Annotated in this window: 6 protein-coding genes; all 6 read right to left on the bottom strand. The window is 72.0% G+C overall.

Features of this window, described 5'->3' with window-relative positions:
• On the bottom strand, positions 1–1,798 hold a 1,798-nt coding region (locus tag AWQ68_RS30260; protein ID WP_066946798.1), incomplete at its 3' end, for an ABC transporter ATP-binding protein.
• The gene (locus tag AWQ68_RS30255; protein WP_066946796.1) at positions 1,795–3,576 is read right to left on the bottom strand and encodes an ABC transporter ATP-binding protein; all 1,782 of its coding nucleotides are present in this window, start codon (positions 3,574–3,576) and stop codon (positions 1,795–1,797) included. The genes AWQ68_RS30260 and AWQ68_RS30255, both read right to left, overlap by 4 nt.
• 261 nt (positions 3,577–3,837) lie before the next feature.
• Positions 3,838–5,268 carry a pyruvate kinase gene (gene pyk / locus AWQ68_RS30250; protein ID WP_066946793.1) on the bottom strand — a complete coding sequence of 477 codons (1,431 nt, stop codon included), beginning with the start codon at positions 5,266–5,268 and terminating at the stop codon, positions 3,838–3,840.
• Between the two features lie 211 nt (positions 5,269–5,479).
• Entirely contained in the window at positions 5,480–7,186 is a 1,707-nt protein-coding gene (locus tag AWQ68_RS30245) for a S8 family peptidase (RefSeq protein ID WP_066946790.1), read from the bottom strand.
• A gap of 191 nt (positions 7,187–7,377) precedes the next feature.
• A complete protein-coding gene (locus AWQ68_RS30240; RefSeq protein ID WP_066946787.1) occupies positions 7,378–8,844 on the bottom strand; it encodes a glutamate synthase subunit beta in 1,467 nt (488 codons plus the stop codon).
• Between the two features lie 69 nt (positions 8,845–8,913).
• Positions 8,914–13,440 carry a glutamate synthase large subunit gene (gene gltB / locus AWQ68_RS30235; protein ID WP_084464567.1) on the bottom strand — a complete coding sequence of 1,509 codons (4,527 nt, stop codon included), beginning with the start codon at positions 13,438–13,440 and terminating at the stop codon, positions 8,914–8,916.
• Positions 13,441–13,463: the final 23 nt, after the last annotated feature.

Raw genomic sequence — 13,463 nt, 5'->3', positions numbered from 1 at the left:
GGCGGGCGAACCGGCCCGCCCCGGCGACCAGCCGCTCCGGCGGTCCGTCCTCGACCACGCGGCCCCGCTCCATGACGAGCACGCGGTCGGCGATCTCCACGGTGGACAGCCGATGGGCGATGATCACCGCGGTCCGGTCCGCGAGGATGGTGCGCAGCGCCCGCTGGACCAGCCGCTCGCTCGGCACATCGAGGCTGGAGGTCGCCTCGTCGAGGATGAGGACGGCCGGGTCGGCGAGGAACGCCCGCGCGAAGGCCACGAGCTGGCGCTGCCCCGCCGACATCCGGCCGCCCCGCTTGCCGACCTGGGTGTCGTAGCCGTCCGGCAGCTCCTCGATGAACGTGTGCGCCCCGATCGCGCGGGCGGCGGCGACCACCTCCTCGTCCGAGGCGTCGGGACGGCCGAACCTGATGTTCTCGGCGACGGTGCCGGAGAACAGGAAGTTCTCCTGGGTGACCATGACCACCGAGCGGCGCAGCGTGGGCTCGTCGAGGTCACGCAGATCCACCCCGTCGAGGAGGACGCGGCCGGACACCGGGTCGTAGAACCGGGAGATCAGCTTGGCCAGCGTGGTCTTGCCCGCACCCGTGGTGCCGACGACCGCCACGGTCTGCCCGGCCGGGAGCTCCAGATCGAGCGCCGGGATGACCGGAGGCCCGCCCGGGTAGGCGAACTCGACCGCCTCGAACCGCACCGCCCCCTTCGCGTACGGCAGGGCCGCGGGGCGGCGGGACTCGGCGACGGCGGGCTCCTCCTCCAGCACCCCGGACAGCTTCTCCAGCGCCGCGCTCGCCGACTGGAGCGTGTTGTAGAACTGGCTGATCTCCTGCATGGGCTCGTAGAACTGGCGCAGGTAGAGCAGGAACGCGGCCAGCACGCCGACCGTGACCGCGTCGTGCAGCGCGAGCCACCCGCCGTACAGCAGGACCGCGGCCACGGTCACGTTGCCGATCAGCTTGACGCCGGGCATGAAGACGGCGATGAGGCGCATGCCGCGCATGTTGGCGTCGCGGTAGTCCCGGTTGAGCCGCTCGAAGATCTCCTGGTTGCGCGACTCCCTGCGGAACGCCTGGACCGCGCGGATGCCGGTCATCGACTCGACGAAGTGGACGATGACCAGGGCGACGGTCTCCCTGGTCCTGCGGTAGGTGACGCTGGACTCGCGCCGGAACCAGCGGGTGAACAGCAGCAGCAGGGGCAGCGGCAGCAGCGCGACCACGGCGAGGTGCGCGTCGAGCGCGAGCAGCATGACCGCGGTGCCGACCAACGTGAGCACCGCCGTGACCAGCCCGTCCAGGCCGGACGCCAGCAGCTCGGCGATCGCCTCGACGTCCGAGGTGAGCCGCGAGATCACCCGCCCGGAGGTGTACTTCTCGTGGAACGACAGGGACAGCCGCTGGAAGTGGTCGAAGACGCGGCGGCGGAGTTCGAGCAGGATGTCCTGGCCGATGCGGCCGGACAGCCGCAGGAACGCCTGCCGGGTGAGCGCCTGGGCCAGCGCGGCCGCGACGACCGCGCCGACGATGACGAGCAGCGTCCCGGGCCCGCCGCCGCGCAGCATCGGCGGGATGCCGTCGTCGATGCCGACCGCGACGAGGTACGGGATGGCCAGCCCGGCGGCGCTGGACAGCACGATGATCGCGACCAGCAGCGCCATGCCGCGCCGGTGCGGGCGGAGCAGGTCGCCGAGCAGCCGGCGCGAGCGGGTGCGCAACAGGAGCGACACCCGGTCGGAGAGCTGGTCCTGCTCCTCGGCGGCGACGCCGCGCCAGCCGTCCCCGGTCGTTTCCACGCTCACCGCAGCGCCTCCTCCTGGTCGAGCTCGGCGTCCTGCGCGAGGAGCGCACGGTATTCGGGGACCTCGGCCAGCAGGTCCGCGTGGCGGCCGACGTGGGTGATGGTGCCGTCCTGCAAGAGGGCCACCCGGTCGGCGAGCAGCACGGTCGAGGCCCGGTGCGCGACGACGAGGCCGGTGGCGTCGGCGAGGACGCCGCGCAGCGCCTCCTCGACCAAGGCCTCGGTCTCCACGTCGAGCGCCGAAAGGGTGTCGTCCAGGACGAGGATCCGGGGCCGGCCGAGCACCGCGCGGGCCAGGGCGAGGCGCTGCCGCTGGCCGCCGGACAGGGACATGCCCTGCTCGCCGATGCGGGTGTCCAGCCCCCAGGGCAGGTCGTACGCGAAGGTGGCCTGGGCGATCTCCAGCGCGGCGCGGATCTCCTCGTCGGTGGCGTCCCCGCGGCCGAGGGTGAGGTTCTCCCGGACGCTCATCGAGAACAGCGTGGGCTCCTCGAAGGCGGTGGCGACCACCGAGCGCAGCGAGGGCAGGGACAGGTCGCGCACGTCGTGCCCGTCGACGGTGACGCGACCGGCCGTCACGTCGACCAGCCGCGGCACCAGCGCGGTGAGCGTGGTCTTCCCCGAGCCGGTCGCGCCGACGACGGCGATGGTCTCGCCCGGTTCCACCTCGAGCCAGACGTCGTGCAGCACGGGCCGCTCGGCGCCGGGGAACCGGAAGCCGACGCCCTCGAAGCGCAGGTGGCCGCGCGGCGCGGCGACGAGCTGCGCGCCGCCGACGATCTCGGGCACGGTGTCGAGCACCTCGACGACCCGGTCGGCCGACGTCATGGCCTCCTGGCCCATCGCCAGGATGTACCCGAGCGAGGTGACCGGCCAGACGAGCTGGAGCACCAGCGTGGTGAAGGCCACCAGCGTGCCCAGGGTCAGCCAGCCGCCGCCGACGGCGAGCGCGCCGAGGAGCAGCACCATGGCGAGGGTGACGTTCGGCACCACTTCCAGGAAGGTGAAGAACCGGGAGGACAGCCGCACCTTGGCCAGGGAGCTGCGGTACACCTTGCCCGCCAGGCCGTCGTACGTCGCGGCAACGTGGCGCCGCCGTCCGAACGCCTTGATCGTGCGGACGCCGAGGGCGCTCTCCTCGACGAAGGTGGCGAGGTCGCCCTGCTCGTCCTGCAGCTGGCGGGAGATGCGGATGTACCGCTTCTCGAAGCGGTTCGACAGGATGACGACGGGGATCGCCGAACCGGCGACGAGCAGGCCGAGCGGCCAGTACATCCGCAGCAGCACCACGGTCACGGTGGTGAGCTGGAGGACGTTCATCACGAGGAACAGCACGCCGAACCCGAGGAACCGCCGGATCGTGGACAGGTCCGTCGTCGCGCGGGAGAGGAGCTGCCCGGACTGCCACTCATCGTGGAAGCGCATCGGCAGGCGCTGCAGGTGGCGGTACAGGTCGTCGCGGATCGCCGTCTCCAGGCCGAGCACGGGGCCGGCCTGGGACCAGCGGCGCAGGAAGGTGAGCAGGGCCTCGGCCACGCCGAGCGCGAGCGCGAGCAGCCCGAGCGGGAGCAGCGCGTCCTGGTCGCCGTGCGCCACCGGACCGTCGATGATCTCCTTGCCGACGAGCGGGGTCAGGATCGCGGCCGCGATGCCGAGCACGGACGCCGTCCACATGAGGACCACCGGCCAGGCGTACGGGCGCAGATACGACTTGAGCCGCCACAGCGAGGACCAGGAGGGTTTTCGAGCGCCTGAGGTGGGTCCTGATCGTGACGGCATGACCGGGCGTGACACTCCTCACCTGACGGGGGACGGCTCGCTCCCGCCATGGTTCCCTACGACTCACGTTTGATCAACCAGTTTTTCGCCACTTACCGTTATGACTTCATAACGCGATGTAATGGAAATGTGGCGCGATCAGCCACTTCCCACCGGAAAGGCGGCCGCCCCCTCCCCCGGATCCGGCCGCGCCGGAGGCCGGGAACGCCGACGACCCGGCGGCCGCGGGCCACCGGGTCGAGGTCGGTACGCGAGCGCCGGTCAGCGGGGGTGCGCGACCGCCGAGCCGATCGTGTGCACGCGCAGGAAGTTGGTCGAGCCCGGGATGCCGGTCGGGGATCCCGCCACGATGACGATCTTGTCGCCCTTCTCGAAGTCGCCGAGGGTGAGCAGCGAGGCCTCGACCTGGCGCACCATGTCGTCGGTGTGGTGGACGAACGGCACCTCGAAGGTCTCGACGCCCCAGGTCACCGCGAGCTGCCCGCGGACCTGCGGGTTGGAGGTGAAGGCGAGCAGCGGGATCGGCGAGCGGTAGCGCGCGAGCCGCCGCGCGGTCTCGCCCGACATCGTGAACGCCACCAGCGCCTTGGCGCCGACGATCGCGCCGACCTCGGCCGCGGCCCTGGCGATCGCGCCGCCGGTGGTCTCGGGCAGCCGCTGCAGGGTGTGCGTGGCGTGCAGCGTGGCGCTCTCGGCGGCCGTCGCGATGCGGGCCATGGTGGAGACCGACTCGACGGGATAGTTGCCGACGGAGGTCTCGCCGGACAGCATCACCGCGTCGGCGCCGTCCATGACCGCGTACGCCACGTCGGAGGTCTCGGCCCGGGTCGGCCGGGGGGCGCTCATCATGGAGTCGAGCATCTGGGTGGCGACGATGACCGGGTGCGCCTTGTCGCGGCACAGCTCGATGATGCGACGCTGGACGATCGGCACCTGCTCGAGCGGCAGCTCGACGCCGAGGTCGCCGCGGGCGACCATGATGCCGTCGAAGGCGTCGACGATCTCCTCCAGGCAGGCCACGGCCTGCGGCTTCTCGATCTTGGCGAGCAGCGGGAGGTGGACGCCCTCCTCTTCCATGATCCCGTGCACGATGTCGGCGTCGCGGGGCGAGCGGACGAAGGACAGCGCGATCATGTCGAAGCCGGTGCGCAGCGCCCAGCGCAGGTCGATCTCGTCCTTCTCGGTGAGCGCGGGCGCGCTGACCGCGACACCGGGCAGGTTGAGGCCCTTGTTGTCGGAGATCATGCCGCCGATGACGACGCGGGTGACCACGCGGGGGCCGTCCACGGCGGTCACCTCCAGGTGGAGGCGGCCGTCGTCCACGAGCACGGTGTCGCCCGGCCGCACGTCGCCGGGCAGCCCGGCGTACGTGGTGGAGACGATGTCGCGGTCACCGGGGACGTCCTCGGTGGTGATGGTGAAGACGTCTCCGAAGCCGAGCCGTACCGGCCCGGAGGCGAACCGGCCCACGCGGATCTTGGGCCCCTGGAGGTCGGCGAGCACGCCTACGGCACGTCCCACCTCGTCGGCGGCGGCCCTGACCCGGTCGAACACCTCCTTGTGCAGCTCGTGGCTGCCGTGCGAGAGGTTGAATCTGGCCACGTCCATGCCGGCGGCGATGAGCTCGCGCAGCCGCTCCGGCGATGAGGTTGCGGGGCCAAGGGTACAGACGATCTTTGCTCGACGACTCACGGTCCTAGCCTAATTGGTACAGACCACTTGATAGTGACGGCGCATGGAGCTGTGGCCAAATTGTCAATGACATATCGCGCTCATCCGGGTGTCCGCCGCGCCCCGCCGTACGGGGTGGCGCGGCCCCGGCGCCCGCCGTCGCGGCGTCGCGCGCCCAGTTCAGGGTACCCAACCCGCAGGACCGCCAGTGGGGCTTTCCCCCGGCGGAGCCTCAGCGGGTGAACGTCGCGGCCCGGGCGGCGCTGACGACGCCGTGGCCGAAGAAGCCGTTGCGATCCAGGCCGCCCTCGCAGGTCTGCACGTTGTCCTTCGAGTACTTGTACGCCCGGGGCTCCGGGCAGGGCCGGGGCACCGCGGTCGCGTACAGGATGCGCTCGACCTCGGCGGGGTCCATCGTCAGGCCGTTCTTCCCGGGGGTGCCGAAGCGGCCGACGATGATCGCGGCGACGCCGGCGGCGTGCGGCGAGGCCATGGAGGTGCCCTCCATGTACTGGTAGTAGGAGCAGGTCCCGCCTTCCGGACACTCCCGGACCACGGACGGGTCCTGGGGCACCCCGCGGGCGTTGATGAGGCCCTTCTCGCGCAGCGCGTGGGCCGGGGCCGCGGCCAGGATCTCCCTGCGCACGCCGGTGAGCCGCGTCTCCTTGGCGAACAGGTCGCCGCCCGGCGCGGCGATGTCGGTCTGCTCGACGCCGTAGTCGGAGTAGGACGACTTGCGCTCGGTGGGGCCGACCGCGGAGACCGAGATGACGTTCTCCAGCTCCGCCGGCACGTTGATGCAGGTGTTGTCGACCTTGCGCTCGTGTTCGGCGCCCAGCGGGTAGTCGGGGCTGGCGGTGTCCTTCACCGGGTGGCCGAGGTCGGTGCCGCTGTTCCCGATGGCCGTGATCAGGGTGACGCCGTGGGCGTGCGCGTACACCACGGCGCGGCGCATGCCCTCGATGATGCCGCGCTGTTCGAGCCGTTCGGCGGGCGTGTCCTGGGGGTTGTTCGGGCAGTTGAACGTCCAGGGGTCCACGTAGAAGCTCATGTTGACCACCGCGACGCCGATGTCGGCGGCGTACGTGAGGGCGTCCATGGTGGGCTTGAGGAAGAAGTAGCCGGAGTCGGTGCCGGCGCGGATGTTCACCAGCGACACCTCGGGGGCGACCCCGGCGACCCCGATCCCGTTGAGCGGGGAGCCGATCGTGCTGGCGACGTGCGTGCCGTGGCCGTCGTCGTCCACGTCCACGGGGTCCTTGCAGTCCTTGGCCTCGCAGGGACCGTCGAACGTCTTGCCGTTGGCGTCCTTGGGCCGGTCGGTGACGAAGTTGCGGCTCAGCTCGCGGTTGAAGTTGGGCGCGATGTCGGGGTGCTTGCCGTCGATGCCGGTGTCGATGACGCCGACGAGCACCCGGGCGCCCCGCGCCGACGGGTGGGCGTACGAACCGGTGGCGGTGGCGCCGATCATCTTCATGTCCCACTGGCGGCCCGACAGCGGGTCGGCCAGCGCCGCGGGCGTGGTCCCGGAGGGCGCGGCTGAGGGGGTGGGCGACGCCGGGGCCGAGGCGGGCGGCGGCGTGGGCACGTTCGCCACCTCGCCGATCCTGCGGTCGGGGGTGACACCGACGATCGCCGGGGTCGCGCCGAGCTTCTCGGGCGCGGACAACTCGGCCACGAGGTAGCCGAGCCGCGGCTCCTCCCCGGTGACCACGCCGCCGCTGCCGGCGACCGCGCGGGCCGCCGCGTCCCGGCCGCCCTGGGTGTAGAAGACGAGGAACTCCCCGGTCGCCCCCGTCGGCCGCGCCGTCCCGGGCGTCGCCGTCCGCGCTCCGTGGGCGTCCCGGCCCGCGCCGGAATCGCTCGGGCCGGCCGCGCAGGCCGTGCCCGCCATCGCCACCGCGAGGACCGCGGCGGCGAGACGTCCCCGTACGTTCAACGACCCCTCCTCGTTCCGGCCCGCCCGTCCCGGGAGGAGCCTGACAGCGCGAGCACGCCACCGACCATATGCGAGGTATTCCCGTTTTGTCGGATTTTCGCCTGGGGGGCGTGCTCAGGCGGCTCCGGCCCACAACAATAGACGTGACCACGCGGCCGGCGGCCGCGTGGTCACGTCTTTTCGCGCGAGTGTCAGACCAGCGGACGCGCCGTCGGCGGGACCGCGACCGGCAGGGCGGTCCGGCCCGAGAGGTACTCGTCCACCGCAGCGGCGGCCGAACGGCCCTCCGCGATCGCCCACACGATCAGCGACTGGCCGCGCCCCATGTCGCCGGCCGCGAAGACGCCCTCCACGGCGGTCTCGTACGACGCGCCGCGGGCCACGTTGCCCCGGGCGTCGAAGAAGTCGCGCGAGGCGAGCGACGCGAGGTCGGTGAGCAGCGGGCCCCGCTCCGGGCCGAGGAAGCCCATCGCGAGGGTGACCAGTTCGGCGGGGACCTCCCGCTCACTGCCCGGGATCGGCCGGAACCCGGCCGCGGGCCCCTCGACGTCGACCAGGCGCAGCGCCCGGACGTTGCCGTCCTCGTCCGCAAGGAACTCGGTGGTGGAGGCGGCGTAGACGCGGGCGCCGCCGCCCGCCTCCAGCTCCTCGTGCGCGCTCTCCATCTTGAACAGCATCGGGTACGTCGGCCACGGCTGGGATCCGGGCCTGGCCGCCGGCGGCCGCGGCATGATCTCCAGCTGGGTCACCGACGCGGCCCCCTGGCGGATCGCCGTGCCGACGCAGTCGGCGCCGGTGTCGCCGCCGCCGATCACGACCACGTGCTTGCCCTCCGCCGAGATCGGCGACGCGGCGAGGTCCCGGTTGGCGGGCGGGAGGTACTCCATCGCCTGGTAGACGCCCTTGAGCTCGCGCCCCGGCACCGGCAGGTCGCGCCAGGCGGTGGCCCCGCCGGCGAGCACGATCGCGTCGAACTCCTCGCGCAGGCGGGCGACCGGGACGTCCACGCCGACGTTGACGCCGGTGCGGAACTCGGTGCCCTCGGCCTCCATCTGCGCCAGGCGGCGGTCGAGGTGGCGCTTCTCCATCTTGAACTCGGGGATGCCGTACCGGAGCAGACCGCCGATCCGGTCCGCGCGCTCGAACACGACCACGTCGTGCCCGGCGCGGGTGAGCTGCTGGGCGGCGGCCAGCCCGGCCGGGCCGGAGCCGACCACGGCGACGCGCTTGCCGGTCTTGCGCTCCGGCGGCTGCGGCCGGACCCAGCCCTCGGCGAAGGCGCGGTCGATGATCTCGACCTCGACCCGCTTGATCGAGACCGGGTCGGCGTTGATGCCGAGGACGCAGGCCGCCTCACAGGGAGCCGGGCACAGGCGTCCGGTGAACTCCGGGAAGTTGTTGGTCGCGTGCAGCCGCTCGACCGCCTCGCGCCAGTCGTCCCGGTACACCAGGTCGTTCCACTCGGGGATGAGGTTCCCGAGCGGGCAGCCGTTGTGGCAGAACGGGATGCCGCAGTCCATGCAACGGGCGGCCTGCCTGGTCAGCGCGGGCTTCGGGAAGTCCTCGTAGACCTCCCGCCAGTCGCGGATGCGCACGTCGACCGGGCGGCGCGCCGGCAGCTCGCGGTCGTGCGTGAGGAAACCCTTCGGGTCAGCCATCGGTGTACCCCCCTTATCGGTGTGCGTCGGTCGAGCGGTGAACGGTGAAGCGGACGTCGGTCATCGGCCTCACCCCTGCGCCGCGGCCATGACGGCCTCGTCGATGTCGCGGCCTTCGAGCCGGGCGACCTCCGCCGCCTGGAGCACCCGCTTGTAGTCGGTCGGCATGACCTTGCCGAACCGCGCCAGTGCGGCGTCCCAGTCGGCCAGCAGCGCCTTGGCGACGGCCGAGCCGGTCTCGGCCAGGTGCCGCTCCACGATCGCCCGCAGGAACGCGGCGTCCTCGTCCGTCAGCGACTCGATCTCCACCATCTCCCGGTTGATCCGGTCGGTGTTCAGATCCAGCACGTACGCGACGCCGCCGGACATGCCGGCCGCGAAGTTGCGCCCGGTCGGCCCGAGGACGACGGCCCGGCCGCCGGTCATGTACTCGCAGCCGTGGTCGCCGACGCCCTCGACGACGGCGGTCGCGCCGGAGTTGCGCACGCAGAACCGCTCGCCCACGACGCCCCGGACGAACACCTCGCCGGAGGTGGCCCCGTACAGGCCGACGTTGCCGGCGACGACCTGCGTCTCGGCCGCGAACGAGGCGTCCGCGTGCGGGCGGACGACCAGGCGGCCGCCGGACAGGCCCTTGCCGACGTAGTCGTTCGCGTCGCCGACGAGCCGCAGCGTGACGCCGCGCGGCACGAACGCGCCGAACGAGTTGCCCGCCGACCCGGTGAAGGTCACGTCGATGGTGTCGTCCGGCAGCCCGGCCCCGCCGTACCTGCGGGTCACCTCGTGGCCGAGCATCGTGCCGACCGTACGGTTGACGTTGCGGATGGGCAGTTCGAGCGTGACCCGGTCGCCGTACTCGAGCGCGCCCTCGGCGAGCTGGATGAGCGTGTTGTCCAGGGCGCGGTCGAGGCCGTGGTCCTGCTCGACGACCTTGCGCAGCGGGGTGCCCGCGGGCAGCGCCGGCTGGTGCAGGATCGGCGACAGGTCCAGCCCCGCAGCCTTCCAGTGGTCGACGGCCGCGGTGAAGTCCAGCATCTCGGCGTGGCCGACGGCCTCGTCGAGCGAGCGGAAGCCGAGCTCGGCGAGGTACTCGCGGACCTCCTGCGCGATGAACTCGAAGAAGTTCACCACGAACTCGGGCTTGCCGCTGAACCGCTTGCGCAGCTCCGGGTTCTGCGTGGCCACGCCGACCGGGCAGGTGTCCAGGTGGCAGACCCGCATCATGACGCAGCCGGAGACGACCAGCGGCGCGGTGGCGAAGCCGAACTCCTCGGCCCCGAGCAGCGCCGCCACGACCACGTCGCGGCCGGTCTTGAGCTGGCCGTCCGCCTGGACGACGATCCGGTCGCGCAGGCCGTTGAGCAGCAGCGTCTGCTGGGTCTCGGCCAGGCCGAGCTCCCAGGGCGTTCCGGCGTGCTTGAGCGAGGTCAGCGGCGAGGCGCCGGTGCCGCCGTCGTGGCCGGAGATCAGCACGACGTCGGCGTGCGCCTTGGACACACCCGCGGCCACGGTGCCGACGCCGACCTCGGACACCAGCTTCACGTGCACGCGGGCCCGCGGGTTGGCGTTCTTGAGGTCGTGGATGAGCTGGGCCAGGTCCTCGATCGAGTAGATGTCGTGGTGCGGCGGCGGCGAGATGAGGCCGACGCCGGGCGTGGAGTGCCGGGTCTTGGCGATCCACGGGTACACCTTGTGCCCCGGGAGCTGGCCGCCCTCGCCGGGCTTGGCGCCCTGGGCCATCTTGATCTGCAGGTCGTCGGCGTTCACCAGGTACTCGCTGGTCACGCCGAAGCGGCCGGAGGCCACCTGCTTGATCGCGCTGCGCCGGGGCAGGTCGTACAGCCGCTCCGGGTCCTCGCCGCCCTCACCGGTGTTGGACTTGCCGCCCAGCCGGTTCATGGCGATGGCGAGGGTCTCGTGCGCCTCCATGGAGATCGAGCCGTACGACATGGCGCCGGTGGAGAACCGCCGGACGATCGACTCGACCGGCTCCACCTCCTCGATCGGCACGGGGGTGCCCTTGCGCAGCCGGAACAGGCCGCGCAGGGTCATCAGCCGCTCGGCCTGGCCGTCGACCAGGGAGGTGTACTCCTTGAAGATCTCGTACCGCCGGCTGCGGGTGGCGTGCTGCAGCTTGAAGACCGTCGTCGGGTTGAACAGGTGCGGCTCGCCCTCGCGGCGCCACTGGTACTCGCCGCCGACCTCCAGACGCCGGTGCGCGTTCTCCGCCCGCGGGTAGGCCCGCTGGTGCCGCTCGAACGCCTCGCGGGCCAGGACGTCGAAGCCGACACCGCCGAGCCGCGACGTGGTCCCGGTGAAGCACTCGTCGATGACCTCGGCACCCAGGCCGAGCGCCTCGAAGATCTGCGCGCCGGTGTACGAGGCGACCGTGGACACGCCCATCTTGGACATGACCTTCAGGACGCCCTTGCCGTACGCCTTGATCAGGTTGCGTGCGGCCGCGCGCGGCTCGACGCCGGGCAGCCGCCCGGCCTCGACCATGTCCTCGACGGTCTCGAGCGCGAGGTAGGGGTTGACCGCGCTCGCGCCGTACCCGATGAGCAGGGCCATGTGGTGGCACTCGCGGGCCTCGCCGGTCTCGATGACCAGGCCGACGCGGGTGCGCGTCTTCTCCCGGATGAGGTGGTGGTGCACCGCGCCGGTGAGCAGCAGCGCCGGGATCGGCGCCTTCTCGCGGGAGGAGCCGCGGTCGGACAGCACGATGATCCGCGCGCCGTCCTCGATCGCTCGCGAGACCTCCTCACGGATCTCCCGCAGCCGCCGCCGCAGCGCGTCGCCGCCGCCGCCCACGTGGAACAGGCCCGAGACGACGTACGGCTGGAAGCCCGGCAGCGCGCCCTCGTCGTTGATGTGGACGATCTTGGCGAGCTCGTCGTTGTCGATCACCGGATACGGCAGCACGAGCCGGCGGCAGGAGGCCGGGCCCGGGTCGAGCAGGTTGCCCTCGGGACCGATGGTCGACTGCAGCGAGGTGACGAGCTCCTCGCGGATCGCGTCCAGCGGCGGGTTGGTGACCTGGGCGAAGAGCTGGCTGAAGTAGTCGAAGAGCAGCCGCGGCTTCTCGCTCAGCACGGCGACGGGCGTGTCGGTGCCCATCGACCCGATCGGCTCGTAGCCGTGGCGCGCCATCGGCGTGAGGATGACCCGCAGCTCCTCCTCGGTGTAGCCGAAGGTCTGCTGCCGCTTGACCAGCGCCTCGTGCGTCGGGTGCTCGTGCTCGCGCGCGGGCAGCTCCTCGAAGCGGACCAGACCCGCGTGCAGCCAGTCGGCGTACGGCTCGGCCGCGGCGAGCTCGGCCTTGATCTCGTCATCCTCGATGATCTTGCCGCGCGAGGTGTCGACGAGGAACATCCGGCCGGGCTGGAGGCGGCCCTTGCGGACGACCTTCTCCTGCGGGATGTCGGCCAGGACGCCGGCCTCGGAGGCCAGCACCACCAGCCCGTCGTCGGTGACCCAGAAGCGGCCGGGACGCAGGCCGTTGCGGTCGAGCACCGCGCCGACGAGCGTGCCGTCGGAGAAGGTGATCGACGCCGGTCCGTCCCACGCCTCCATCAGGGTGGAGTGGAACTCGTAGAACGCCCGCCGGGCGGGGTCCATCTCGGTGTGGTTCTCCCACGCCTCCGGGATCATCATGAGCACGGCGTGCGGGAGCGACCGGCCGCCCAGGTGGAGCAGTTCGAGCGTCTCGTCGAAGGACGCGGTGTCGGAGCCGTCCGGGTCGCAGATCGGGAACAGTCGCTCCATGTCTCCCGGGATCAGGCCGCCGGCCAGCATCGCCTCGCGGGCGCGCATCCAGTTCCGGTTGCCCTTGACGGTGTTGATCTCGCCGTTGTGCGCGATGTACCGGTAGGGGTGGGCGAGCGGCCACGAGGGGAACGTGTTCGTGGAAAACCGCGAGTGGACCAGGGCGATCGCGGTCGCGTACCGCTGGTCCGAGAGGTCGGGGAAGAACGGCTCGACCTGCAGCGAGGTCAGCATCCCCTTGTAGACCACCGTGCGGCTGGACAGCGAGGCGAAGTAGACGTCGACCTCGTGCTCGGCCCGCTTGCGGAAGGCGAAGGCCAGCCGGTCGAGGGCGATGCCGGTCTCGCCGGTCGGCGAGGTGACGAAGAGCTGCGCGAAGTGCGGCATGACCGCGCGGGCGCTGGCTCCGGGGAGCGCGGCGTCGACGGGGACGTCACGCCAGCCGAGGACGGTCACACCCTCCTCCGCGGCGATCTCCTCGATCAGGCCGACGGCGACGCCGCGCGCCTGCTCGTCGCACGGAAGGAACGCGAGACCGGCGGCGTACGCGCCCTCGGGCGGCAGCGGGAAGTCCACGACCGCGCGGAAGAACGCGTCGGGGATCTGCGTGAGGATGCCGGCTCCGTCGCCGGTGTCCGGCTCGCTGCCGCTGGCCCCTCGGTGGTCCAGGTTGCGCAGCGCGGTCAGGGCCTTCGCGACGATGTCATAGCTGCGGCGGCCGGCGACGTCCGCCACCATGGCGACACCGCAGGCGTCGTGCTCGTTCGCGGGGTCGTACAGGCCCTGAGGCTCGGGGAAGCCTCCGGCACGGCCGAGGCGGGCAGCAGGCATGAAACCCTCCCGTCGTCATCTTC

The organism is Microtetraspora fusca, assembly GCF_001570365.1.
GTDB classification, from domain to species: Bacteria; Actinomycetota; Actinomycetes; order Streptosporangiales; family Streptosporangiaceae; genus Microtetraspora; species Microtetraspora fusca.
Note: the sequence above shows the minus strand (reverse complement) of the source record. Positions and strands in the feature narration are given on the sequence as shown.